Raw genomic sequence first — 24,806 nt, 5'->3', positions numbered from 1 at the left:
GTGAACTCGCGTCGGATCGAGAAACTACGCTTCCCGTTCCAGGGGTCTGCGGCCCTGTACGGCGCGCTCTGTCCCGCCGCAGGGCCCGGGGCGGGTCACGCCCGTGGCCTCGCCGCCCCGATGGCGAGGCCTGATCGCGTGCACGTCGTTGGGGCCCGGCTGTTGGACCGAATGAGCGAGCCGCCGAAGGGCTACTGCGTGGCACCCGGGAGTGCGGCGCAGCCTGGTGGGCATTGTGGTTCCACGTGACCTCTTGACAGCCTTCCCAGAAGCGAATGGAGACGCTCGTGAACGATCGATCACCGAGCCCGGCCCTCCCGCCTGTGGTGGACAGAAAGACCTACCAGGAGGCGCGGGAAGCTCTGCTCGCACGGGAGAAGGCGCACACCCGTGAAGGAGACGCGATCGCGGCGGCGCGGCGGCGGCTGCCGATGGTGGAGGTCGATGCCACCATCGAGGTCATTGGCCCTGACGGGCCGATCACGATCCTCGACGTCTTCGAAGGCCGCAAGCAGCTCATCGCGTACTTCCACGCCTGGTGGCCCGGACGACCCGCCGCCGAGCAGTGCGAGGGTTGCACGTTCTTCAACAGTCAGGTCCGCGAGCTGTCCTACATCCACTCCCGCGACGCCACGTACGCCACGCTCTGCAAGGGTCCATACCAAGAGAGCGTCCGCTACCGCGACTTCCTGGGCTTGGACATGCCGTGGTACTCGGTCGAGAAGGCGGCGCCGCAGCTCTTGGAGGGTCGTGACTGGCAGCGTCACCACCTGGTCTGCTACGTCCGCGACGGCAAGCGGGTGTTCGAGACGTACTACACTGGCGGTCGCGGCGTCGAGGTCATGGCACCCACCCACGGGCTGCTGGATATGACCGTCTACGGACGCCAGGAGGCGTGGGAGGACTCCCCTCGCGGCTGGCCCCAGCCCTGGTACTCCGCCGAGAATCCCGAGGAGTGGCGTACGAACGGGCGCCCCATCGCCCAGTGGTCCCGCATCGAAGCCGGTCGCTCCGACGAGCTGACCTAGAAGACTGATGAAGACCTTGGGTCCTGGCCCCGCGGGCCTTGACCCCGGATCCTGGACGGCTCCCTGAGGCATGGAAGCTGGTCAGCGTACGCACTCACCGCATTCCGCCGGCAACAGCGTCGCACCTGGCGGCAGTTCGTGCGGATGTCGGCCGATGACCCGCAGGCACGCTTCAAGGGAGCCCTTCGCCGGCGAGTATTCGAGGGCAACCTCGTCCAGTGCGGTGATGGAACCGGCGACGTGAAGTTCCGCCGCATGGACGCCGCCTGGAAAATGGCCCCCCAGAATCCCGAAGGCTGCCGTGTCGTCACCGTCAGTGACGCACTCTCGGATTGTGAAACGCCAATGCTCAGCCGCATCGGCAAGCAGCAATTTACCCATCCGGCCCAGGCCGGCAAGGAAATCGGCCCGGGATCGCAGATGGTCGGCGATGGCACAACAGAGGGGAACGGCCTTGCCGTAGGGCGTCGCCAGCCGTGTGTACCCGGCGTGGGGAATGAATGACAGGGCTTCATCAAGCAGGCTCAATACGGCGTCCCGTGCCGCTGGATGCCCTTGTTGCGCAATGTCCAGAAGAAGCGGGGCCGCCACGGCAGCCGCTGGGAACACCGCTCCACTGTGACCATGGATAATTCCGCCACCGTCCAGAAGCGAGCCCGCCTCGGCTACCTGAATCAGGTTTGCCGCATCGGCCAGGGCGCGCAGACCCGAGGCCACACGATCTGGTTCATACCAGTCGGGATGACCAGGTATGGCGCCCCAGTCCACTGCGTCGATCGCATCCAGCACAACTGCATCCTCGCACCCTGGTTCCCACGCACCGGTGCCAGGGCCCGATGAAATCTTATAAGTCATTCCGTCAGGAGTCCTTAGTACGTCAAGCACTCATGCCCCCCCACGGGCGCGTGCCCGGGTCGGACTTCGGGGTGCGGATAGAGCGGGGCGAGGACGGCCTCGTCCGGACGGGGGTCGCGGACACGCGGGGCGACCGGGAGCCGATGCCCGTCCCTCACGGAACCTGGAGAGGGCGGATGCGGGCTGCTGCTCGTATCCGCCCTCACCGGCGCCTGGACGCCAAGGACCGCCGCGTCGAAAGGACCGTCTGAGCGACCGTGCCGACGTCCCGTCAGAACAGGGTCACCGGATGGAGGCCCGCGTCGTCAGAAAACCGAGTTGACGCGTGCCGAGTCCCAGAGCAGGTTGCCCGGGGCAGCGGGCTTGAACGGGACCGCCTTGTCGCCGGTGCCCGCGTAGAACTTGGCGCCCGAGGTTCCGACCGCGTAGAGATCGGCCCGCCCGTCTCGGTCGGCGTCGCCGATGCCGACGAGGTGGGTGAAGACGCCCCAGCCCCCGCCGATCCTCGTGCGCGGTGCGTAGGTGCCGTCGCCCCTGCCCTCGTACAGCCACAGGACACCGGCCTTGTCGCGGGCGACAAGGTCTCCGGCGGAGGTGCCTGTGATGTTGCCGGTGGCGGTGAGCTGGTTGTAGATTCCCCAGCCCCGGCCGATCTTCTTGCGGGGGGCGAACGGCGCGCTCGTGCTGCCCGTGCCCTTGTAGAACCACACGTCGCCGGCGGCGTCGGTGGCGAGGAGGTCGGACTTCCTGTCGCCGTTGAAGTCGCTGCCGCCGGTTATGTTGTTGTAGATCTGCCAGCCGCCGCCGATCTTCGTACGGCCGGCGAAGTTGCCGTTTCCGTTGCCCCGGTAGAGCCAGAGCACGCCGGCCTTGTCACGGGCGACAAGGTCGCCGGCCGGGCTGCCGGCGATGTTTCCGACGGCCTCCAGCTGGTTGTAGACCTGCCAGCCGCCGCCGACCTTCACCCGGCCCGTCGAGTACGGCTGCGGCGCGGACGCCACCTTGGCCGAGTCGTCGCGCCACAGCACGCCCGCGGTGTCACGGGAGAGCAGGTCCGGTGTGCTGTTGTTCGTGTAGTCGTGCAGGCCGGTCGTACGGGTGACCTTGAAGGTGCCGGTCTGCGCGACGTCCGGACCGATGCCGTTGAGCGGGGAGGCGGTGAAGTCCCAGGCGTAGTCGCCGCTGGGCGCGAACTCCTTCATGCCTTCGGCGTTGGGAAGCATCCCGTCCCAGCGGAAGTCGACGGATCCCTTGCCTTCGTAGGTGGCCGCCTGCGCGAAGTCGTACCGCACGCTGCGGCCCGTGCCGACGTGACGCACCGTCACGGAGCCCTTGGCGTTGGTCCGGGAGAGCACCCAGCGGAGCAGGGCCTGACCGTTGTTCTTGTCGAGGTCGACGGCCGGGGGAGTGGCCTCGGTGTGCAGCGTGAGCACGGTCGGCTCGCCGGTGCTCGCGATGAGCGTGGCGGTGGGCTTGCCGTCCGCCCCGAGTACGATCCGGTAGACCCCCTCGCCGTGGGCGACCGTGCCGCCGCGCACCAGGAGCGCACCGTCGGCGGTGGGGACGGTGGACGAGGCGTGGTCGAGAAGCTTGACCGTGGATTTGTCGACGAGGTTGACGGCACTGAGCGCGAAGCGCGGGGACGCTTCGGTCGCGGCGGCGCCGCCCGGAGCCGCGTACGTGACCCAGTTGCCCAGGACGCCGATGTGCGGGCGGACGGAGTTGCCCAGGTCGGCCGCTTCCACGGCCGACGTGCTCCCCGAACCGTCGCGGGTGGCGTACATGAGCTTGGCGTGCGCGGACGTCGGGGCGTCGACCCATACCCAGCGGTCCCCGGAAAGGGCCGTGTCGGTGTCGTACGCGGACACGCCCACCTCACGCTTCTCGACGACGGAGGCGGTGGCGACGTCCACGACGGCGAGGTAGGAGCGGTCGGTGTCGGCACCCGCCGAGACGTACCGGACGAGCGCCGAGCTGTCCGAGAGGGCCTCGACGCTCTGGACCCTCGAGTTCGGCGTGAGGCCGGTCACCTGCCGGTCGCTGCCCGCCTGATTCCCCTCGCCGATCAAACGGAGCTGGCCCACCTTGCCCTGGCTGTCCCAGGACGAGAAGACGAGAGTCCTGCCGACCACGCCCTTCCAGTGGAGCCGGGTGTCGGCCTGGTTGACGACCGCGGGGTCGCTGCCCGGCGATGACATGTCATGGAGCAGGTACCGGGTCGTGCCGTCCTCCTTGGCGACGACGGTGTCGGAACCGCCGCCGCGGTACCCGCTGTACCACTCCGGGAGGGCCGTGGTAGTGCCGTCGACGGTGCTGGTCCAGCGGTAGTACGTGTGGTCCCATCGGCGCTCCACCGACAGAAACCCGGTCGGGCCGACACTGAGGATCTGGTCGGTGCGGGGGATGGAGATGACGCCGTCGACGGTCGCCTGCGCGTCGGCGGGGCCGGCGTCCGTGGCGACGGCAGCGGTGGGCGTCGCGGCGATCGCGGGCGCTGTCGCGAGGCTCGCACCGACGGTCGCGGCCAGAACGGTGGTGACGGCCGCGACGAGCTGATGTCGGGCGGGACGAACATGGATCAAAGCGGGTTCCTCTCAAACGACCGGGCGCGCACCAGGGGCTGCGCGCCCGGTCAGACTCTTGATCACGTCAGAAGGTTGTGCTGGGTGGCGATGTCGTCAGGCCGACGGAGGTGTCGCTCAGGCGAAGTGGTCCTACCGGCGCTTGGTGCCGGCGAAGTACACACCGACCTGCTCACGCGAGCGGAAGGGTACGCGCCGGTCGCCCGTGCCCTTGGAGGGGTACACACCGTGGGAGTTGGCAGCGTTGTCGGCGTACAGGTCGGGGCGCCCGTCGCGGTTGGCGTCGCCGCCGCCGACGAGGTGGGTGTACGTGTTCCAGTCGCCGCCCACCCGGATACGGGACGCGAAGGTGCCGTCGCCCTTGCCCAGGTACAGCCACGAACGACGACACGCATCACGGCCTTGGCGGGCATGGCGAGGTCTCAGTCGACCTGCGATTGGCGCCACCTCTACGCGGCCTGACTCCGCCATGCCGTATCCCCGAAGGGGGCCGCCATCTCCACGATCAGGCACCAGTCCGAACCGGTCGTGATGTGCGTGGCGACCCCCTCGCTGTCGATCAGTCACACGTCCAGCGGGCCGGACCGAGCCTCTGAGCCGTACAGGTGCCACGAGGCGACTACTTGCTCAAGACGCCGCCCGACCAGGTAGTCAGGACGCGCACCGACCCCATGCAACAGGCACTCGCTCACCCTCTTCGACTCCACCCGCCGACCGTACCGGGGAAACCCCCAGCTCACGCCCTTATACGGGACAAGCCTTAGTTCAGCATGCTGGGGTCCTCGGGCCGGAGCAATTGCTGGGCAACGAGCTCGGAGCGGGTCAGCTCGAGCAACCGCCCCATCCAGTTCCGTCCCCGACCGTCGGGGACGTCTCTCCAGAAGGGTGAGTCCGAGAAACCGGTGTAGCTGATCCTGGCGTCCCCTGTGGAGACGAGGACCTGGGCGGGTTCAGGGTGCTGAGTGAACTTCGCGCGAAGGAGCTCTGCCATGACCGCGAGCCGAATGTCGGGCCAGTCACTCCGGTGCGTTGCCCGGCCACCCAGGTCATGTGCCTCTGTGCCGGAGGCCGCATCCCGGATTCTGTTTCTGTCAGAAGCGTCGGTGGCCGACAACGCCCAGTACCCATGCAGTACGGACGCATAGGACTCGCCGGCGAACACGATCTGTGCAGGGAAGTCGTTGCGGAGCATGAACAGACCCGGCTGCTCAGGCCACCCCTGTGGGTAGACGGTTTCGTGTGAGATGAGAGCCGGCCGGCCGGGTTCTGAAGGATCGTCGGCATGCTGGATGGCTCGCCCCTCCTGCTCGCTCTGGACTCCCTGATCTCCGCGGTTGAAGTAGTCCAGGACGTCCTGATGCATCTCCGCTGTCACTACCGGGCCATCGCCGTCGACGGCCTCACCAATGTTCGTGAGCAGGATCCGCAAGGGACGGTCCTGGCGGTCCATATCTCCGAGGACATAGATCCGAAGATGCGGTGGAACCGCCAGATATGCCGCTCGGAGAAGTGCCCGGTTGGACTCGGCTGGCTCCTGCTGAAAGCATCGGATCGCATCCCAGCAACGTTGCCCGGCAGTTGGTCGCTCATTGAGTACTTCGATGCGGTCAGCGACTTCCAGAAGAAACCCCTCCGGTGTCAGCGGTTCGCCGCGACGAGAGGCCCACTTCGATGGTTCCTCGGGAAGCGGTGGAATCTCAGGGTTGGTCACCGCCAATCGGCCCGTTGCCAGCATCTTCTCGAGGCCGGCCAGGTCCGTACGTTCTCCGCAGGTGATCGCTCCGTCCGCGAAGACAATCAAGTCGTCGAGGTAGTACTCACTGTCTGGTCGATACCGCCGCCAGACATGGCACCAGGCCCCATCGATCCTCTCTCTATCCACCATCCGATATGTCGGTCCCCGCCAAGTCATGAGCGCACGCTATCGCCTGCGGGACGATCATGGGAGTAGCAAGGGAGTCCCCATTGACTTCTCGACAGTGCTGTCGTCCGCCACCCGCAGCGATACCAGCGCGCCTCCGGCGCCATCACGCGACGCCTGCGCTCTCCGAGGCGGAGCACAGCCCGACCCCATCGCCTGGGAACCCACAACTGGGACTGCTGCACGGATAAGTGACACCTGACCTGGCTTGCTGAGAGACGGCCTGGAAGGATGTTGCAGTACCCAAGCCCTATCCGAAGGAGTTCCGCGAGGACGTCGTGCGGGTCGCGCGCAACCGTGAGCCCGGCGTCACGCTGGAACAGATCGCTGCCGACTTCGGTGTCCACTCGATCACCCTGTCGAAGTGGCTGCGCCGTGCCGACACCGATGAGGGCGCCAGGCCCGCGACAGCGGGGGGTGAGTCGGCCGAGCTGCGCGAGGCCCGCAAGCGCATCCGGCTGCTGGAGCAGGAGAACGAGGTTCTGCGGAGGGCTGCGGCGTATCTGTCGCAGGCGAACCTGCCGTCAAAATGATGTACCCGCTCGTCCGCGAGCTGGCCGCCGCTGCCCCTCACCGGGTGCCGGTGCCGGTGCCGGTGCCGGTGCCGGTGACGTGCCGGGTGCTCGGGCTGGCCCGCCAGCGCTACTGCCGGTGGCTGGCATCGGTCATGCTCAGTTCGCTCTCGATACCGGGACGAAGGTGTTCTCCGCGGATCCGCACTCGCCCTGGCAACGACCGACGAACGAGAACACGAACGGGCTGCTGCGTCAGTACTTCCCGAAGGGCACCGATCTCTCCCGTTGGTCGTCCACGGACCTCGAAGCCGTCGCCACGGCGATCAACAACCGGCCCCACAAGATCCTCGGCTGGCGGACACCGGCCGAGGTCTTCGAAGAGCAGCTACGCTCGCTTCAACAGCCCGGTGTTGCAACGACTGGTTGAACTCGCCCAGTTCCGCTCACGGAAGTTCGTGTCCGTTCTCGCACGTCACGACCTGGTCGGCTCCATGGGCCGGGCCGGTGCGGCCGGCGACAACGCGGCCATGGAGAGCTTCTTCGCGCTGCTCGCGCGCCCCCACCAGATCACTCACACCCCAACAACGACCCAGAACCCGAACCGTTTCTGATCAATAACTGTCCGGCGGGTGGTCAGGTAGGCGAAACATGCCTCTGACCAGCAAGAATGAGGATTGTCGAGGTCCTTGTTCCTGCCGCCGTCGGAGGCACTTCTCAGGCGAAGAAGCGTATCGGGTCCTATCCACGCGTCCACATCCAGGGCGGCCGCCGGGCGGTGGTGTCTCAAGCCGGTGCTGTGCTCTTGGCCGAGACCGCTCGCAAAGCCGGACTGGACCAGGCGATAACGGCGGCGCTGACACCCTGGCGCCGCCCTCGAGCGGTGCACGATCCAGGCAAGGTCCTGCTGGACGTTGCCCTCGCGGTCGCGCTGGGCGGGAACTGCCTCGCGGATGTCACCAGGCTGCGGGCCGAGCCGGCCGTGTTCGGGCCGGTGGCCTGCGACCCGACGGTCTCCTGTCTCATCGACACCCTCGCCGCCGCCGGGCCGAAGGCCCTCTCCGCGATAAGGGCCGCACGGGCCGAAGCGCGCGAGCACGTCTGGGATCTGGCCAAGGACGCGGCCCCGGACGCCACAGGTCAGGTGATCGTGGACCTGGACGGGGTGCTGGTGCTGGCCCATTCCGAGAAGCAAGATGCCACCGCGACCTGGCAGAGGAGCTTCGGACACCATCCGCTGATGGCCTTCGTCGATCACGGAAGCGGTGACAGCGGGGAGCCGGTGCCCGGCCTGCTCAGGCCGGGCAACGCAGGCAGCAACACCGCCGCCGATCACATCACCACGGACCGAATCGCCCTGGCCCAGCTGCCGAAGAACTACCGGCGCGGACGCCGGACGCTGATCCGTACCGACTCCGGCGGCGGCACCCACGGGTTCGTCGCCTGGCTCGCCCAACGAGGCAGGTGGCTGCCGTACTCGGTCGGCATGACGATCACCGAGCAGATCCACCAGGCCGTCCGCAAGGTTCCGCCCGCCGCCTGGACGGCGGCCGTCGAACGGGAAGGTGAAATCCGGGGCGGCGCCGGGGTCGCCGAACTCGACGGCGATGTCCTCAAAGGCCGGGCGAAGGGAACGCGGCTGATCGTCCGCAAAGAACGCCCTCACCCCGGAGCACAGTTGCGGTTCACCGATGCCGACGGGCTGCGGCTCACCGCGTTCGCCACCAACACCACCAACGTCCCGATCGCCGCCCTCGAACTGCGACACCGCCAACGTACACAGGCCGAGGACCGCATCCGAAACGCCCGCGCCACCGGCCTGCGCAACCTGCCCCTGCACAAGAGCGCGCAGAACCAGATCTGGCTGGAGATCGTCCAGATCACCCTGGACCTGCCGGCCTGGATGCCCATGCTCGCCCTGACCGGCGAAACCCGCAGGTGGGAGCCCCGCCGCCTGAGGCTCCACCTCTTCGCCGCCGCCCAGCTCGTCACCACCGCCCGCCGCCAACACCTGAGATTCGCACGCCACTGGCCCTGGACCGACGTCATCACCGGCGCGATCGAGCGACTCGACGCCCTCCCGAACCCCGGCTGACCAACAGACTCACCCACCCCGACGAACCTGAACCACCCCACCGGAACCGTGGAACCCGGCGCCCACCCGACGGACAGCCGGGTCATCAACATCCCCACCACCAGCCCGGACAACCGAAAAGACCCGCCAAAGAAGCCAGCGGGCCGTCACGAAAGATCGAGGTTAACCTTCCGCTGGCCTGATTAGTCGCCGACGAAGACCAAGTAGCTGCCAGGAGTCGTGGCACAGTCCTGCAGGTATGTGGCTAGGTCACGGACCGCATTGGCTTGGACGTCGTCAGTGCAGTGGTCCAGGAGGTCTGGGATCTCGCGGAGTGCGGCTTCGGCCTCTTGCTCGTTGAGGACGGTGTCGTTGCAGGGGTCGACCGTCCAGAGCTTTCCCGAAGTGTTCGTGGGGAGCTTGGCGATCAGCTGAGCCAGTGCTTCACCGTACTCGCCGGATTGGCGGATCAGACTCGGCTTGCGCTTCGAGCGACGGCTGGGCCAGCGCGGGCGGCTGTCGTGCAACTGCAAGTCGATGCCCATGGTCCGATTCTCTCGCAGCCCTATCTGGCGGCAGCATCGGGCCTTCGCTCTCGAATGGTCACTCGAACTTGATCGCCCAAGGCGGAAAGCGCCGGACGTAGAGGCGGCCTTCGTCTGATCATGTACGCGACATCATCGCGGAGAACGGCTGGCCGCCGCTGATCTGGGCGAGAGCCGACGGCTACCAGCTCGGCGCCGAACCGGCCACTCTCCAGGCATACGAGCGGGCCGTTCCCGCCGGGAAGCTCACCGAATTCCGCCGGTTCCTCACCGGCGCGGTCGCCCCGCACGCCGCCACCCACCCAGGCGACAAGTGAGTCAAGCACATCATTGCCCAGCTCAACTCCATCGAATCCACCGGAATTCGGCAACTCGCCGGTCACTGGCCCATAAAGGAACTGCGGAACGCCCGCATCATGCTGGTCGGGGCGGGGAGCATCGGCTCGGCCACCGCCCCCACTCTGGCCGGCTACGGCGTCGGCGATCTCACCCTCATCGACCCCGACCGGCTCGACTGGTACAACCTCGTCCGGCACACCAGCGCCCGCCGACCCATCGGACGACACAAAGTCACCGCCCTCGCCGAGGAACTCGCCGCACTGCGCCCCGACACTACCGTCAGCCCAATGGCCCTGGACGTCATCGAGCACGCCGACCACATCCGGGCCCTCCTCGCGGACACCCACCTCGTCGTGTGCACGGCAGACGGAGTGGCCCCGCGCCGCGTCACCGGCCACCTGGCCCGCCGCGCCGGCCTCACCGCAGTGCTCGCGTACGTCCTGCAGGACGGCGCCCTCGGCGAAATCCTGCGTCTGCGTCCCTGGCCCCAGCACGGCTGCCTCACCTGCAGACGTCGGAGCCTCGCCGAGGCAGGCGGCCTCGACCCCAAGCCCGCCCTGGACGCCGGGTACGGCGCCGGCACCCGCCACCGGCCGATGACCGTCGTCGGCTCCGACCTTCACCCGGTGGCCCAGCTCGCGGCCAAAACCGCCGTCGCCGCCGTCCTCCAACGTGCCGGACACCCCGACCAGCGACTGCCAGGGGAGCATGCCCTGCTCAGCCTGCGTCGCCAACCCGACTGGGCGCCGCCCTTCGGCCTCGGCCGCACCGCCGAGCTGCGCTGGCTCCCCGCCACACCACCGAGATCCGGCTGTCCCACCTGCGAAGCCCCATGACCCAGCAGCCCGTCACCGTCGTGCACCTCCCCGCCCCGGCCACCCGAATCGTCACCACCGAACTGCGCACGGGCGACCACACCACGGAGACCGGAGGCATCCTGCTGGGACACCACACCCACGACACCGTCACCGTCCACCACGCCGGAACCCCAGGCCCGGCCGCCGTGCGCACCCCCACCTACTTCCTCCGCGATCCGGCACACGCCCAGGCACTGGCCGAGGAGGTGTTGACCTGCAGCAAGCCCGGCCGGACCAGCACCGGCATGAAGAGCAGGGCCAGGCCGTGCCCGGGCAGAAGGCCGGCGGAACCTGGATCTCACGCTTCCGCAGCACCGAGCGGCCGATGCGGCGCACCCGCTGGCGGGTGCCCGACGGACGCCACGGCGATCAGCCGCACCCGTCGCTGCTGCTGGACTCGGGGGCCGGGCCCGATGTCCGTGCTCGGGGACTGCGTGGCTGCCCTGCCGGGTCCTGGTGGCCGTAGCGGGCGGTGGTGGCGTGCCATTCCCGGTTGCCGCCGAGCCAGGCCCACATGCCCGCGAGGAGCCGGCCCAGAGCGGGTGATCCGCCCAGGGCGAGGGCTGCCGCCTCCTTTTCGTAGGCGTGCATGAGGTCGTTGTGGATCCGAATGCTGCGCTGGACGGCTTCATGGGGCGGGCATCCTTCTTCCGCCGCGATGACGGCGGGGAGGTCGAAGTCCAGCCCGGGGGAGGAACGTTCCTTGGCCATGGAGTACAGGTCGTTCACGAGAACGCCCGCGGTGCCCGCCAGGTTCATCACGCGCCGTACCCGCGGATCGGCGAACTCATGGGCAGGCACGTCGTATCCCGCGACCGCGTCGATCATCACCAGGTTGGGGCGGAAACTGTTGACCGCCCGGTTCAGCAAGTACTCCCACACGGCAGGCAACCGGTTCTCGTTGCGCCAGGACGCCTCTTGCTCGTAGCCGAGGAACAACGTGGCGGCTTCGTGCCGGATCCTTTCCGCCTGTCCGGGTGTGGTGTACCGGGACAAGTACTGCCAGGCAGAACGATGAGCAGCCAGTACCGGCTCAGAAGCGACGGCGTCGTGCAGGTCAGCGGTGTAGCGGTCGGGCATGGCAACGGGGTCCGTTGCCGTATAGGCGACGGCCAGACGCGAACCGAGCAGCGCCGGTACCGAGCCCAGCGATGCGTCGTCGCAGTAGTAGTCGTCCGCAGCCCACCAGGCGAGAGTCATTCTGGCGACCGCGAGCAGCCGGTCATAGTCGTCGGTGTCCACGTACGTCAGCGTGATGAGCCGGCCGAAGTTCATCTCCCGCAGCACATCCAGCCGTCCTGGGAAGATCCCCATCTGCCCAGCCCACTCGACGAGACCGTCATTGACGGCACGTTCGAGAGCCGGGTCATGACGGACCGCCGGCGGGCAGTGCAGCTCGTCCTGCGCCACTGCCGGATTGGCCTGACCCAGGCTCAGGGCGAGGCGAGCCGCCGAGGTCCCGATGCCGGACGGGCCCCAGGGAAGCTGTCCGCAAACGCGGGGGGAGAACGGCAACGCCATGGGCCACGCTCCTGCACCGGGGCGACCGGGGCAGGGAGACGACATCACCGTGAACAGTTCCGACACAGCGTTCCTCCATGAAGCCGATCACATCCGGGACATGGACTTCCCCTCTGACCGGCCCGCCGCCTCCTGAACGACCGCCTGTCGGGCAGCAGCCACGCGAATGCGCCCCGGCGCTGCGCCTGCGGCTCAGCGAGCAGTGACTACCCAGGACGATCCGCCGTATGGCCAGAACCACCGATCGAGTGCCACCTCGAACTGATGCCCACGGAGCCCGGCTCCTCCTGAATCCACCCCAATCAACCCCAATTCACCCCCGACACCCCGTGCAAGGCACTCTCCTCACCTGTAGGGACTGTCCTCCGACACGGCAGCGGGGCTCGAGTTTGGGGCTCAGTGCTTCTCGCACCTGTATCGGATGCGTGTGAGGGGGCAGCCACTGCCTTTGCAGCCGGTGGCTGCCCCCCGGCTCCTGGCCGACCGCAGAACACTGTCACGAACCTCCTGGCCAGCACGGGTGATCTCCGTAACGCGCATGGTCAACGCCCGGCGGCCCGGGAGGAATCAGCCCGGCGTGTCGTCAGGCGAGGTGGCAGCTGGCCAGTCAGCGCAGCGGGCGGCGTCGGCCGGAGCGCCGCATGTGCAGACCGAGGTAGACCAGGGCCATGACGAACACCGCGATGCCGATGATCAGCAGGTAGAACAACCCTTCGGTGACGACACCGATAAACCCCAGCACGATCGCCGCGATGATGAGGACCAAGAAAAGCGTCATGAGCGTGGGACCTCCTTGACGGGCCGGTCAGCGGCGGGCGAGCTGACGCTCACCGTTCGCACCGGGCTTGTATGGCAGGCCGTAGTGCGCGAAGACCGCCGCCTCGTCCTCGGCGGGCAGGACATCGTCCGTGCCGATCGACGGGCACTTCTTCACCAGCGACCGGTCGTAGCCGACCTTGACGTAGTCCGGTCCCACCAGCGCGCCCGCGAGCGGAACGAAGACCAGGTGGCGCCGGGTGGGCAGCCCGACCTGGACGGTGGCCATGGCCGGCTCGTCGGTGCTGGTGTCCACGTAGACCGCTTCCAGCACCCCGATCTTGTGACCACCCGCGTCAACGACATCACGGGTGCGCCATTCACGGATATCCGCGATCTGGATCATTACGGGTTCCCTCTCGCGCGATGTGCCCGAAACCGGTGCACTTCACAGCCTGCCCCGCAAAGACCGCCCACACCAGCTTGGACACCCGCAATTCCCTGCACCACCCAACTCCAGCGCTGCTCAGCCGCAGAACGCATCCGTACGGGGCGTCTTGACACCCCGGCCGACGGCGGGGGCGAAGATGCAGCCACCTGCAGAGGGGATGGTGCGCTCCACAGGCTGGCGGCAGCACACCGCCGGTAGGCGGCTCAGCCGACTCCCGACCGATAGGGCGATCCCCACCACAGCCTCCAGGACCGGTGGATCGGCGCCCCGGTTCGGACCGATGGGCAGCCAGCCGTCGGCGTACCGCCCTCACGCGCCTGCTGCTACGGCCAGCACCGGGACCGCGCCGACCGGGGTCCTCGGCGTGTGGATTCAAAGCCGCCCGGGATCGCCAGTTCGACCCGGTCGACGGGTACGGGTACGTACCCGTACCCTTGTGGGATAGGGAGGAGCACCACGATGTCCGATGCCAACGTCCGTATCCCCGAGGAAGCCAGGGACCGGCTGGCCGCCATAGCTGCCGCCGAGGGGCTGTCGCTGCGCGCGTATCTCGCCCGTCTCGCCGAGACGCTGCTGACCCCGGCCGAACGGGCCGAGCGCGCCGAGAAGGCGAAGGCCGCACTGAAGGAGTGGAACGGCTACGCGCCGACCACTGCCCAGGAGCAGGACCTGGACAGTGAGCTGGACCGGCGCCTGGCCCGGGTGGCCGGCCGGTGAGCGACGCCGTGCACATCGTCCTGGACGACACCGCGATGACCGCGGCCGGCCAGGGCAACGTCCTCGCCTCCCGGCTCATCCACCGTGCCCATGCCGAGGCGGGCTGGTTCCTGTACGCCCCGGCATGCGCGCTGGTCGAAGCCGACCGGGCCCGGCCCGGCACGGCCGAGCACCTGGCCTTGCTGCCCGGCATCACCGTTCTGGACCTGGATCTCGCCGCAGCCCTGGCCGTCGCGCGTCAGGAGACCTGGGCCGCGGCGCACAGCCAGTACGCGGCGCAGCCCACCGCGGACCGTCCCGACGGTGCGATCGTCGCGACCACCGCACCGGGCCGGTGGGCAGGCGAGCCGGTCCGTGTCCTGGATCTCACCCCCTGATCACAGCAGCAGACGACGGTGGGCCCCGCCATCCGGCGGGGCCCACCGTGCTTCATCGGGTGGTGCGCAAGTGATCGCGCCGGGCTGCGACCAGAGCTTGCCGCCGCCGCCGGGTGAGGTGTTCTCCATCGAGCCACCGTGCTGGCGCGGGGCTGCTCATGGGAAGACCGGTCATGAAGCGGGTGATGCCCGCGTAATCGCCGAAGCCAGTCAGGGCCCGCAGGCGGGAGATCGCGGTGGTCAACGCACCTCGCGCCGTCGACGGCGTGACGGAAGCGCAGGGCGAGTTCGAGAGCCGGCTCGGCGGCGGTAACACTGGCGAGGCGGATGCCGGTGCGCAGCAGCCCGGCCTGGTCTCCGCTCTCCGGGACGAAGTTGCCCCCCGGTTGGCCTGTGACCGCGTGGGCGCCCTTCGCTGCATTGCGAGCAAGCGGCCGGGCCCGGCTTCCTGCTGGCGGCGTCATCCACAGCAACGAGTGTCGAAGGGGCAGATGTGGTGGGGATGCGGAGGTGTGGTGTTCAGGTCAGATCCGCAACACCTGCTCGAACGAGTGTCCCAGTTGGGCGGGTCTCTTTGGGGCACTTAATCCATTTCTTTCAGCCCAGGAAGAGGGGCTGGTTCCCGCAGCATGGACCCGGACCTTGGGGGTACATCACCGCGTTCTGTGGAGAAGTTGTGGCAGCTTGTGAGGCCCTGGTGACCGGTGGGGTCACTGGTATCTGACTTTCCGTGGGGGGAAGTTGATGTATTCACGTGCCTCGGGCACGCCTCTTCGGCGTGTCCGCAGATCATCCCGGTACGGCCTGGTTGCGGCGCTCGCCGCGCTGTCGCTGGCCGTCTCGGTAACACCGGCGCTGGCCGCTCCGGCCGATCCGGGGCCGTCCTCGGTATGGGGCAAAAACGGTCCCCGCTTCGAGGTCCCGCCAGTCCGGACCGGCTCGACCAAGCCCGTTGCCAACAAGGCACAGGCACCCGCATCACCGAAGGTGGCGGCGTGGCGTGCGGAACAGAAGAAGCGGGCCGCCTCAGCGACGCCGACCGCTCGCAAGTCCGCGATGAGCACGCCGTACAGGCCCGAGGGACAGGGCGCGGTCCCGTGGCATCAGATCTCCGACTTCCGGATCACCGATTCACTTGTCGCGCGGATCAACCTGTCCAACGGCAACCTGATGCTGGCCGCCACCGACTTCGAGGTGGCGGGCGTGGGGCAGAAGCTGCGCCTGGCCCGCACCTACAACTCCTTCGACGCGCCGTGGGGCAAGGTGTCCCAGCGGTGGTGGCAGGAGTACGAGCGCTACCTCGTGATCGACGCCTCCGAGGTCGTGCTCTACGACATGACCGGGGACGCGGTGCGCTTCGCCAAGAACACCGACGGCACGTTCGTTACGCCCAAGGGCTACTCGAAGGACCTGAAGAAGAACGCGGACGGCACCTACACACTGACCGCTCGCAAGTCGGGGCTGAAGGACACCTACAACGCCTCCGGCACGCTGACGAAGGTCACGGACAAGAACAACGGGACGATCACCGTTGACCAGCACGACGAGACTGGTGAACACAAGGGCTTCAAGCTCACCGAGACGCGCTCCGGCCGCTGGATCGACCTCGTCAAGACCTACCCGAGCCAGTGGCAGGCCAAGGACCACACCGGACGCACGGCCGTCTTCGACCTCGACGGCGGCGGCAACCTGTCCCGCACCACCGACACCGAGGGCAAGACCACGGTCTACGGCTTCGACGCCGACGGGCGCGTCCTGAAGATCACCACCCCCGAGGGGCGGGTGACGGCCTTCACTTACGACGAGCACAACCGGGTGCGCTCCATGCTGCGCGCCACCGAGGCCAACTCCACCGGTCACACCGGTCCCACCTACACCTACGCGTACTCCAATATCGATCCCTCGGAGGCCGGAACCACCACGGTCACCGATCCCGAGCAGCACGCCACGAAGTACCAGCACAACGCCGACGGCGGGGTCATCAAGGTCACCGACGCTCTCGGCCACTCACGCTCGCGCACGTTCGACGCCAACCACAACGTCGATACCGCCGCTGACGCGATGGGCGTGGATGGCACCGGGGGCAACGTCACCGACTACGGGTGGGACGCCCGCAACAATCCCACCTCCGCCGAACTGCCCACTGGCGCGAGGGCCACGGCCGCCTGGCAGACCGTCGCCGGCGCCGACCTGCCCGGCACCATGACCAGCGCGGACGACGAGAAGACCGAGTACACGTACGACACGGCCGGCAATACCAAGTCCGTCGCCGTGAGCGGTACCGGCGGCGGCAGCCAGTCCTTCGACTACAACCCCGCCTCACCCACCTGCGGCGGCTTTGAGGGCCAGCGGTGCAAGGTGACGGTGAAGATGTCCGACACCAAGTCGGTCTCCACCTCCTTCACCTACGACGCCAAGGGCAACCTGACCAAGGTCACCCCGCCCGCACCACTCGGCGTCACGACCTACACCTACGACGCACTCGGCCGGACAGCGACGGCGAAGGACGGCCGCGGCGTCACCACGCTGTACACGTACGACCACCGCGACCGCATCACCAAGGCCGACACCTCCGGTTATGCGACCGTCACCTACTCCTACGACGGCGACGGCAACCTCACGCAGCGCTCCGACGGCTCAGGTGTCATCACGTACGACTTCGACCCGCTGTCCAGGGAGACGGTCCGCACCCTGCAGAACGGCTCACAGACGAAGCTGACCTACACCCCGGCCGGCAACGTCGACACCTACACCGACCCAGCCGGCGTCACCGACTACACCTGGAACGCGGTCAACAAGCTCACCGAGCTGAAGGATCCGGCGGGGAAGATCACGAAGTACGAGTACAACAACAACGACCTGCGCACCAAGACGTCCTACCCGGGCGGCACCGTGCAGACCGTCACGCCGGACAAGTCCGGCCGGCCGGAGAAGATCAAGGCGACTTCTCCCAAGGGCACGCTGACGGATCTGTCCTACTCCTACCTCAACGGCACCAAGGACGGGACGAAGATCCGCACCCGCACCGACGCCGCCTCCGGACACAAGATCACCTACACCTACGAGGGTGCGGGCCGCTTCTCCTACGCCAAGGAGGAGAAGGCCGGCGCGATCACGGACTCCTGGCAGTACTGCTACGACCTGGCGGGCAACCTGACCTCCCAGGGCACAGACCCCGGCTGCCCGCGCGGCACCACGTACACCATCAACGACGCCCAGCAGATCACCGCGAAGAACGGCTCCACGGCGAACTGGTCCTACGACAAGCTCGGCAACGAGACCGCCGGCGCCTCCACACCCGAATACACCCGCACCGGCGAGACCTGGTCCGACTACTCGCAACTGACCTCGATCACCGTGGACAGCAAGACGTATGCGGGCCAGTACGGTTCCACCGACCAGTCCGAACGCATCAAGCTCGGGGACACCTTCTTCCACAACGGCCCGCTCGGCCTGTCGGCCAAGACCACGGCCGGTGTGGACATGGGATTCAACCGGGAGCCCGGGGGCACCCTGAACTCCATGACGACCGGGGGCAAGTCCTACTACTACCTCACCGACGCCATCGGCAGCGTGATGGGCCTCGCCGACGAAACCGGCACCAAGGTCAACACCTACACCTACAGCCCCCGCGGAGTCCGTATCCTGGCCCGCTCCAGCGAACCAGTCGTCCAGCCCTACCGGTTCGCCGGCGGCTACCAGGATCCCACCGGCCTCTACCACTTCGGCGCCCGTTACTACGACGCCAGCATCGGCCGTTTCAACTCTCCTGACCCCTCGGGCCAGGAGAAGAACCCCTACCTCTACGCCGAAGGCGACCCCGTCAACCGCATCGACCCGCAAGGAACGCTCAGCATGAGCGGTGTGGCCGACGCTCTCGGGCCGGCCGGTGACCTCATTCAAGGCGGCGTACACCTGGCCCAGGGAGACACCAAGGCCCTGTGGGGCGATGTAGCGGGAGCACTGGTGGGAGGCGGTATCGCCGTGGGGTGTGCAAGCGCTGTTGTGGCCGCTCCATTGACCCTCGGTGCCTCGCTGGGATTCGCCGCGGGCTGCTACGCGGCGAGCTGGGCGGGCAGCCAGATCGCGCAAATGCCCTTTAACTAGATAAGTTGCCCATCGGCACAGTCCCGATGGCAGTGAGAGGAGATACAGGATGCGCCAGGTCGGAGTATCACTACAGCGCCAAGCGCTCGCCAAGCGACTGTTGATCACCACTCACGTCTTCGGCGTGCTCGGCGTCGTGTTCTCAGCCGCGCTGCTGATCATGGGCATGATCGCTGGTGGACTGACTGTTCTTGCCATGACCGCCCTCTTCTGGGGCGGGGCAGTCGTGAGCGCACGAGCCAGGGCGAAAAGGCAGCTGTAGACCGCGGTAGGGGTGGCTCCTGTCAGCAGGCGCCACCCCTACTCGATGAGGACGCCAGATCTGCCCACAGCGGACTCACGCGTACCCCCACTGCTGATTTCGCACGGCTCGAGCCGTGCTCAGCCCAGCGCCACGAAGTAGACGTGGACGACACGGTCCTGGTCGGGCGGTCATCCCCGCGCATGCGCGGAGATGACCCTGCCTCTTCTTGCTCCACGCCCGTATGCCCCTGCCCCGCATACGCCGAACCGCCTCTTCGCGCCCCCCGGGTCCCCTCGGGCCCGGCGCGCGCACCCGCGAGGCGCGGACTCACGCCTCGCGGAATCCGGCCCCTCACTGCTGCCGCCGACAGGAGCGGCGCCCTCGATCGCCGGCTGAAGTGCCTGCCCGAGGAAGTACAGGGCGGCCATCCCGGCACAGATGAACGCGCCCCAGCCCACCCAGGGCCAGGACGACGACGTCGTGTCTAGATGCACGCCATCCCCACGCTTCTGTGACGCATCCTCCAGGCGGAAGCGGTCTCAGGAGCCGTCGATCAGTTTCTTGACCTCGGCGGGAAGATCTTCGCCTGAGTCGACGGCGAAGAGGACGGCCTCACTGGGTGTGTCTCCCACCGCGATGGCGATGTCGGTGTCGAGTCCCTCGACCGCGTAGGCGGTCGACTCGGTCGCGGGCTCCTCGCCCTGATTCTTGCTGCCTGTGTCGTCGCACGGCGCGGAACTGACGGTGCCTACCTTTTTCCCGATTCTGAAGTCAGCGTTGGCGACATCCCCGTAGGTACGGTCTTCGTACGTCACCCGGTACGCGCAGGACGCGGAGTCATCGCCGCCGCTCGACGAAGTGCAGCCGACGGCCGACGCCACGGCGGTGGCTACCAGCAGCATGCGTATGGATCCGCCTCGGCTGACCGGAAAAGCAGGGCTCATCGGTTCGTTCCTTCTCTCTCGGAGTGGCTTCGGCTCAGTAGATGCTCCGAAGGCCGAGGACATCACCCTTGCCGAGCCGGCCTCGGGGAACATCGGTACAGCAGCTATCGGTGAGAACGATCATGGTCAGGGCATGAGGGCGCTGACGCGGTTCTCGTACTCGCGGCGGGCCTTGCGCTGTGCCGGGATCGCTGGGGTGTCCGGGGTGCCGTCGAGGGGCTGGCAGCGGTCGAGGAGCCAGCGGTGTACGGCGGGGGCGGCGGTGACGCGCAGGGTGCAGCCCTGGCCGCGCCGTACGATAAGGCCCTGGTCGAGCGCGGCCCGCTCGGCGGGCTCCAGGTCGGTGGTGCGGAGGAAGTCGGCGACCTCGCCCGGCATGTCGAGCGTGACCGGCAGCTCCGGGGCCGGGATGCCCTCGGGGTCGGCCGCGGTGTGGTCGGGCATGAGGCCGGCGACGGCCGTGCGGATCGCGCCGCGGCTGACGCCGTGCTCCCGGGCGAGGGCGGCGATCGAGCGGCCCTCCAGGCAGGCGGTGCGCACCGACTCGGTCTTCTCGGTCGCCACGGCCGGGCGGCGTCCGCCCTTGTTGCCCTTGGCCTCGGCGGCGCGCAGTCCGTCGTAGGTCAGTTCGCGCCGGAGGTCGCGCTGGAGTTCGCCGGCGGCGGCGAGGGGCTGCATCATGAACTTCACGGTGGACAGCAGTGCGCCGGTGCGCGGGTGGCGGGCGGTGAGGTCCATCGCGGAGAACGCGCCGCCGTGGATGCGCAGCGCGACCTGGTCGCGGTGGAGGACGTCGAGCACGTCGAGGATGTGCCCGGTGCCGCGGACGAGGCGGAACATCTCGGAGATGTGGACGGTGTCCCCGGGCCGTGCGTAGTCGAGGAGTGCGCGGAACTTCGGGCGCTGGAGGGGTGGAGACGGCTTGAGGTGCCGCCGTCCCCCTCGAAGACGACCGGGTCCTCGATCCCGGCCTCGTCCAGGACGAGGTTCTGCCGGGCGGTGGACTGCTGGTCGGTCGAGACCCGCTTGTAGACCGGATTCGCCACCAAGGGGCCCCTTCCGTACGGAGGAATGGACCCTATCTGTCACCAGACCCCGTCATCAATCACCATCGGATCTGATTGGATCGTCACCACTCCTGCGTCCGGAATGTCCTGGTTCATTGGGCATGCCGCCCGCCTGTCGTCAAACGATCGTTTGACGACGGCAATGAAGTAGCAGCGTTCGCCCTGCCTGGCAGCGAGGGCGGGCGGGGTGGCTGCCCTCCCGAAGCTGCGGCGAGGTGACGAGTAGCTCTCTGTCGCGGATTCCGGTCGGATCGTTGACCGTGGGTGAGGTGTCGGGCCGGGGAGAGTCCGGCTAAGGATGAGGAGCGGTGCCGGGCGGTCGTTCGTTTTACTGAACGCGATGTTCGCCAGCTCCGTTCGTTCGTTATAGTGAACATATGGTTCATTCAACCGAGATGCTTCGGGAAGCTGTCCAGGTCGCCACGTACCTGGATGACACGTATCTGGATCAGGCCGATACACAGGTGATCGCCGTAGGTGAGCGGGACGGTGCGCCGTGGGCTGCCGTCGAGCACTGCCTGTTCCATCCGCAGGGCGGCGGTCAGCCCGCCGACCGGGGCTGGCTGGACGACCTGGCGGTCGTCCCGGTCCGGGACCGGGAGTCGGGGCTGGTCGTGGCGGTGGCGCCCGAGGGCGGCAAGCTGCCGCCCCTCGCGATGGGGCAGGAGGTGCGGGCGCGGATCGATGCGCAGGCCCGGATGACGCACGCCGCGCTGCACACGGCCGGGCACCTGGTCGAGGCGGTCGGACGCCTCCAGGGGTGGGAGATGCTCAGCAACAACCACTTCCCCGGTCAGGCCCGCATCGAGTTCCAGGCGCCGCAGGAAGATGCCCGGCTGGCCGACCCGGCGGGGCGGGAGGAAGCCACCGCTGCGCTGCGGACCGCGGTGGCCGCCGCGATCGCCGACGATCTGCCGGTCTTCGCGCGGTACGAGGGTGAGGGCCGGCGCGTCGTGCACCTGGACGCCCTGCACTGCGCGCCGTGCGGGGGCACCCATGTGCGCAGCCTCGGCGACCTGGCCGAGGTGGCCCTGCCGACGCTGAAGGTGAAGAAGGGCCGTATCCGCGTGTCCTACTCCGCCACCCACCGGAGCCTCTGATGGCCGCCTCGTCTGGGTCCGGCCGGCAGCCGGTGAGCAGTACCGCGGCCGCGGTCGGCGCGAAGATCCGTCTGCGCCGCCGGCAGCGCGGCATGAGCGCCGCGGAGATGGCCCGGCGCGCCGGGCTGAGCAAGGCCACGCTGTCGCAGCTGGAGGCCGGCAACGGCAATCCGACGATCGACACCCTGGACGCGATCGCCGTCGCGCTGCGCATCCCGATCGCGGACCTGCTGGCGCGCGACGCCGACACCGGGCCGGTCTACCGGCCGGGCACGCCCGCCGAACCGGGCGAGGTCGCCCGGGAACTGCTGCGCCGCATCAGCAGCGGCAACAGCCTGGAGATCTGGCGGCTGCGGATCCCGCCCGAGACGGAGCTGGCCGGCGTCCCCCACGCCACCGGCACGATCGAGCACCTGCTCATCGCCTCCGGGCACGTGACCGCCGGGCCGGTCGATGCCCCGCAGGACCTGGGCCCCGGCGACATGCTCGCCTTCGCCGGCGACGCCCCGCACTTCTACCGCACCGGTACCGAGGCGGTGGACATCACCGTCGTCTTCGCCTCCCCCATCAGCACCTGAGCCAAGGAAGACCCACCCATGAGCACCACCACCGACGTCATCGGCTCCAACAGGGCCTTCATCAGCGACAACATGGCGGGCGCCTCGCCCGAAATAGCGCAGGCCGTCGCCGCGGCGGCGGCCGGGCACACCCTGCCCTACGGCAACGACCCCTTCACCGGCAGCGTCCGCCACCAGCTGAGCGAAATCTTCGAACATGACGTCGAGGTCTTCCCGGTCTCCACCGGAACCGCCGCGAACTGCCTGGCCCTGGCCGCCCTGACCCCGCCCTGGGGCAGCGTGCTGTGCCACCCCGACAGCCACATCAACAACGACGAGTGCGGCGCGCCGGAGTTCTTCACGGACGGCGCCAAACTCGTCACCGTCCCCGGCGACGACAGCAAGATCGACGCCGACGCGCTCCGCGAGGCGGTGCGCCGCAAGGCCGGTGACGTGCACAGCGTGCAGCCGTCGGTGGTGAGCATCAGCCAGGCCACGGAGAGCGGCAGCGTCTACACCCTCGACGAGATACGCCGCCTGGCCGCCATCGCCAAGGACGCGGGACTGCGCGTCCACATGGACGGCGCACGCTTCGCCAACGCCCTGGACCACCTCGGCGCCACCCCGGCCGAGATGACCTGGAAGACCGACATCGACGTCCTGTCCTTCGGCGCCACCAAGAACGGCGCGATGACCGCCGACGCCATCGTCTCCTTCGACCCCGCACTGGCCACCGAACTCGCCTTCCGTACCAAGCGCGCCGGCCAGCTCGCCTCCAAGATGCGCTTCCACACCGCCCAGCTCGACGCCTACCTCGCCGACGGCCTGTGGCTGCGCAACGCCCGCCAGGCCAACACGATGGCCACCCGGCTCGGCGACGGTCTCAAGGCCCTCCCCGGCACCGAACTCCTGGGCAGCCCGCAGGCCAACATCCTCTTCTGCCGCCTGCCCCAGCAGACAACCGAAGGGCTCCTCGCCGAGGGCTACACCTTCTACCACGACCGCTGGGCACCGGGCATCGTCCGGCTCGTCACCTCCTTCTCCCACACCCCCGAAGACATCGACCAGTTCCTGGACGCGGTCCGCCGCCACACCCGCTGACCACCGGGCCCGACCCGGCCAGGCGGCTTGGGAGAACAGGGCCCTCGGCAGCAAGATCTGCCGGACGGGGCTCACTCCCGTCCGCCGCCCTCGTCGTCCTCGTCCAGTTCCGGTGCGTCCGGGTCAAACGAGCGGTGTAACTCGGGTTGTTGAGGGCTGCTGACGTGCTGCGGAGAGCCGGCCGTCGAAGGTGATGTCGAAGGCGTTCAGGGCGGTCTTCCAGCGCATGGTCCAGCGGGCCCGGTCCTTGCCGGTGATCGCCGATGCTTCCGCCGCGATGGCCTGCAGGATCTTCTCGCGTGCCTCCGCAGCCGCCGGGACCTCTCGGACGCGGATCACAGCCGGGATCTGCTGAACCTCGTCAGCTGCCTGCTCCTGCACGGGTACGGCTTGCTCTTCGATGCTCATGAGCCCCCTTTATGTCGTACGCAATCGGTCGTAAGAACCCCATGCAGGAACCATCGAGGCGTCAGGGCGTTCGCGGTTCCAGACCTACCAAGAACCGCCCCCGAACCGACTCCATAGCCCAAAGACCCCGACCCCCTGCAGACGTCGGCCTGTCGTACGTCGTGGTGGCCCGCGTGGCGCAGGTGGTGGCGGGTTCACTCCACGGTGCTCCGGGCGGTGAGGCGAGGGAAGGCGGGGCAACGTCGGGACAGGCCCGAAATTAGAGATTTACAGCCAAAGTTTGGCTATTCAGTCTCTTTAAAGACATTTGATCACGCTTTGGGATACGAGGTGCGTCGCACTTCCCTATGTTGAGGGGTGTCGGGCGGAGAATCTCTCCGTCTGCACAAACCGAAGGAAGTACCTCATGCGCTCCCTGCGCACCACGACCACTGCCCGGACCTTCCTGATCGCCGCGATCGCTGTAGCCAGTCTCACCGTCACTCCTGTCCTCGCCTCCGCCCAGCCCGGTGCGGTCAGTGCCCGGGCCCTCAACGGCGTCGGGGCCCCCGGCAGTAACGGTGCCGACGGTGTCGGGATCCTCGGCGGTCTCGGCGGCCTGGGCGGCACCGGTGGTGCTGCGGGTGCCAACGGCAACGGAGGCAGCGGTGGCGGGGGGGGGGGGGGGGCCGGCGGGGGGGGGGGGGGGGGGGGGGGGGGCGGGGTTGGGCGGTGGGGGCCACCGGTTTCGCGGGCGCGGGGCG

At 68.2% G+C, this 24,806-nt stretch carries 22 protein-coding genes and 4 pseudogenes; 14 read left to right on the top strand and 12 right to left on the bottom strand.

Annotated features, from left to right (window positions below; genetic code table 11):
* Window positions 1–275 precede the first annotated feature (275 nt).
* Complete coding sequence (locus ACWD0Y_RS12990) at window positions 276–1,028, top strand: DUF899 family protein (RefSeq protein ID WP_450260406.1); 753 nt, start codon at window positions 276–278, stop codon at window positions 1,026–1,028.
* Between the two features lie 81 nt (window positions 1,029–1,109).
* Here the strand turns inward: ACWD0Y_RS12990 and ACWD0Y_RS12985 are convergent, their stop codons facing one another.
* From ACWD0Y_RS12985 to ACWD0Y_RS12970, 4 genes are all read right to left on the bottom strand, one after another.
* On the bottom strand, window positions 1,110–1,817 hold the full coding sequence (locus ACWD0Y_RS12985) for a hypothetical protein (protein WP_450260405.1): 708 nt from the start codon (window positions 1,815–1,817) through the stop codon (window positions 1,110–1,112).
* A 371-nt stretch (window positions 1,818–2,188) separates the two neighbouring features.
* On the bottom strand, window positions 2,189–4,465 hold the full coding sequence (locus ACWD0Y_RS12980) for an FG-GAP repeat domain-containing protein (protein ID WP_450260404.1): 2,277 nt from the start codon (window positions 4,463–4,465) through the stop codon (window positions 2,189–2,191).
* A 132-nt stretch (window positions 4,466–4,597) separates the two neighbouring features.
* Entirely contained in the window at window positions 4,598–4,795 is a 198-nt protein-coding gene (locus ACWD0Y_RS12975) for a hypothetical protein (RefSeq protein ID WP_450260403.1), read from the bottom strand.
* 430 nt (window positions 4,796–5,225) lie between these two features.
* Window positions 5,226–6,350, bottom strand: coding sequence for an NADAR family protein (locus ACWD0Y_RS12970; protein ID WP_450260402.1), 1,125 nt, complete (start codon window positions 6,348–6,350; stop codon window positions 5,226–5,228).
* A 314-nt stretch (window positions 6,351–6,664) separates the two neighbouring features.
* Between ACWD0Y_RS12970 and ACWD0Y_RS12965 the strand changes: the two are divergent.
* The 4 genes and pseudogenes from ACWD0Y_RS12965 to ACWD0Y_RS12950 all read left to right on the top strand — a co-directional run.
* Window positions 6,665–7,050 (top strand): annotated as a pseudogene (locus tag ACWD0Y_RS12965) (transposase); the annotation flags it as partial.
* Window positions 7,051–7,052: 2 nt separating this feature from the next.
* Window positions 7,053–7,328: pseudogene (locus ACWD0Y_RS12960) on the top strand (IS30 family transposase); the annotation flags it as partial.
* A gap of 4 nt (window positions 7,329–7,332) precedes the next feature.
* Window positions 7,333–7,458, top strand: a pseudogene (locus ACWD0Y_RS12955) (IS3-like element ISAar45 family transposase); the annotation flags it as partial.
* 110 nt (window positions 7,459–7,568) lie between these two features.
* A complete protein-coding gene (locus ACWD0Y_RS12950) occupies window positions 7,569–8,993 on the top strand; it encodes an IS1380 family transposase (RefSeq protein ID WP_450260401.1) in 1,425 nt (474 codons plus the stop codon).
* A gap of 182 nt (window positions 8,994–9,175) precedes the next feature.
* On the opposite strand, the gene ACWD0Y_RS12945 is transcribed toward ACWD0Y_RS12950, so the two are convergent.
* Complete coding sequence (locus ACWD0Y_RS12945) at window positions 9,176–9,517, bottom strand: hypothetical protein (protein WP_450260400.1); 342 nt, start codon at window positions 9,515–9,517, stop codon at window positions 9,176–9,178.
* Window positions 9,518–9,639: 122 nt separating this feature from the next.
* Here ACWD0Y_RS12945 and ACWD0Y_RS12940 point away from each other — a divergent pair.
* Both ACWD0Y_RS12940 and ACWD0Y_RS12935 read left to right on the top strand, forming a co-directional pair.
* Window positions 9,640–9,834: pseudogene (locus ACWD0Y_RS12940) on the top strand (RacP protein); the annotation flags it as partial.
* A 9-nt stretch (window positions 9,835–9,843) separates the two neighbouring features.
* Window positions 9,844–10,692 carry a HesA/MoeB/ThiF family protein gene (locus tag ACWD0Y_RS12935; RefSeq protein ID WP_450260422.1) on the top strand — a complete coding sequence of 283 codons (849 nt, stop codon included), beginning with the start codon at window positions 9,844–9,846 and terminating at the stop codon, window positions 10,690–10,692.
* Window positions 10,693–11,082: 390 nt separating this feature from the next.
* Here ACWD0Y_RS12935 and ACWD0Y_RS12930 read toward each other — a convergent pair whose 3' ends face one another.
* The 3 genes from ACWD0Y_RS12930 to ACWD0Y_RS12920 form a co-directional block, all read right to left on the bottom strand.
* The gene (locus ACWD0Y_RS12930) at window positions 11,083–12,234 is read right to left on the bottom strand and encodes a family 2 encapsulin nanocompartment cargo protein terpene cyclase (protein WP_450260399.1); all 1,152 of its coding nucleotides are present in this window, start codon (window positions 12,232–12,234) and stop codon (window positions 11,083–11,085) included.
* Window positions 12,235–12,841: 607 nt separating this feature from the next.
* Window positions 12,842–13,012 (bottom strand): hypothetical protein, encoded by a 171-nt coding sequence (locus ACWD0Y_RS12925; protein ID WP_450260398.1) that lies wholly within the window; start codon window positions 13,010–13,012, stop codon window positions 12,842–12,844.
* A 27-nt stretch (window positions 13,013–13,039) separates the two neighbouring features.
* Complete coding sequence (locus ACWD0Y_RS12920) at window positions 13,040–13,396, bottom strand: PRC-barrel domain-containing protein (RefSeq protein WP_450260397.1); 357 nt, start codon at window positions 13,394–13,396, stop codon at window positions 13,040–13,042.
* 504 nt (window positions 13,397–13,900) lie between these two features.
* On the opposite strand from ACWD0Y_RS12920, the gene ACWD0Y_RS12915 reads away from it, so the two are divergent.
* Entirely contained in the window at window positions 13,901–14,158 is a 258-nt protein-coding gene (locus tag ACWD0Y_RS12915; protein WP_450260396.1) for a hypothetical protein, read from the top strand.
* Complete coding sequence (locus tag ACWD0Y_RS12910) at window positions 14,155–14,535, top strand: hypothetical protein (RefSeq protein WP_450260395.1); 381 nt, start codon at window positions 14,155–14,157, stop codon at window positions 14,533–14,535. Before ACWD0Y_RS12915 ends, ACWD0Y_RS12910 begins: the two co-directional genes overlap by 4 nt.
* Before the next feature lie 52 nt (window positions 14,536–14,587).
* Here the strand turns inward: ACWD0Y_RS12910 and ACWD0Y_RS12905 are convergent, their stop codons facing one another.
* Window positions 14,588–14,779: a hypothetical protein gene (locus tag ACWD0Y_RS12905; RefSeq protein ID WP_450260394.1), complete on the bottom strand. Its 192-nt coding sequence runs from the start codon at window positions 14,777–14,779 to the stop codon at window positions 14,588–14,590.
* Between the two features lie 812 nt (window positions 14,780–15,591).
* Between ACWD0Y_RS12905 and ACWD0Y_RS12900 the strand changes: the two genes are divergently transcribed.
* Both ACWD0Y_RS12900 and ACWD0Y_RS12895 read left to right on the top strand, forming a co-directional pair.
* Entirely contained in the window at window positions 15,592–18,642 is a 3,051-nt protein-coding gene (locus ACWD0Y_RS12900; protein WP_450260393.1) for an RHS repeat-associated core domain-containing protein, read from the top strand.
* A gap of 49 nt (window positions 18,643–18,691) precedes the next feature.
* Entirely contained in the window at window positions 18,692–18,904 is a 213-nt protein-coding gene (locus ACWD0Y_RS12895) for a hypothetical protein (protein WP_450260392.1), read from the top strand.
* A 521-nt stretch (window positions 18,905–19,425) separates the two neighbouring features.
* Here ACWD0Y_RS12895 and ACWD0Y_RS12890 read toward each other — a convergent pair.
* Together ACWD0Y_RS12890 and ACWD0Y_RS12885 are read right to left on the bottom strand one after the other, a co-directional pair.
* Window positions 19,426–19,788, bottom strand: a complete 363-nt coding sequence (locus tag ACWD0Y_RS12890; protein ID WP_450260391.1) for a DUF6281 family protein — start codon at window positions 19,786–19,788, stop codon at window positions 19,426–19,428.
* A 168-nt stretch (window positions 19,789–19,956) separates the two neighbouring features.
* A complete protein-coding gene (locus tag ACWD0Y_RS12885; RefSeq protein WP_450260421.1) occupies window positions 19,957–20,679 on the bottom strand; it encodes a hypothetical protein in 723 nt (240 codons plus the stop codon).
* Between the two features lie 595 nt (window positions 20,680–21,274).
* Here ACWD0Y_RS12885 and ACWD0Y_RS12880 point away from each other — a divergent pair.
* From ACWD0Y_RS12880 to ACWD0Y_RS12870, 3 genes are read left to right on the top strand one after another with little or no spacing between them, the layout of a single operon-like run.
* Window positions 21,275–21,997: a metal-dependent hydrolase gene (locus ACWD0Y_RS12880; protein WP_450260390.1), complete on the top strand. Its 723-nt coding sequence runs from the start codon at window positions 21,275–21,277 to the stop codon at window positions 21,995–21,997.
* On the top strand, window positions 21,997–22,575 hold the full coding sequence (locus ACWD0Y_RS12875) for a helix-turn-helix domain-containing protein (protein ID WP_450260389.1): 579 nt from the start codon (window positions 21,997–21,999) through the stop codon (window positions 22,573–22,575). The genes ACWD0Y_RS12880 and ACWD0Y_RS12875 overlap by 1 nt, the downstream gene beginning before the upstream one ends.
* 18 nt (window positions 22,576–22,593) lie before the next feature.
* Complete coding sequence (locus tag ACWD0Y_RS12870; protein ID WP_450260388.1) at window positions 22,594–23,655, top strand: threonine aldolase family protein; 1,062 nt, start codon at window positions 22,594–22,596, stop codon at window positions 23,653–23,655.
* Between the two features lie 123 nt (window positions 23,656–23,778).
* Here ACWD0Y_RS12870 and ACWD0Y_RS12865 read toward each other — a convergent pair whose 3' ends face one another.
* Window positions 23,779–24,063 carry a hypothetical protein gene (locus tag ACWD0Y_RS12865; protein ID WP_450260424.1) on the bottom strand — a complete coding sequence of 95 codons (285 nt, stop codon included), beginning with the start codon at window positions 24,061–24,063 and terminating at the stop codon, window positions 23,779–23,781.
* Window positions 24,064–24,806: the final 743 nt, after the last annotated feature.

Source organism: Streptomyces altiplanensis, assembly GCF_053591575.1.
Note: the sequence above shows the minus strand (reverse complement) of the source record. Positions and strands in the feature narration are given on the sequence as shown.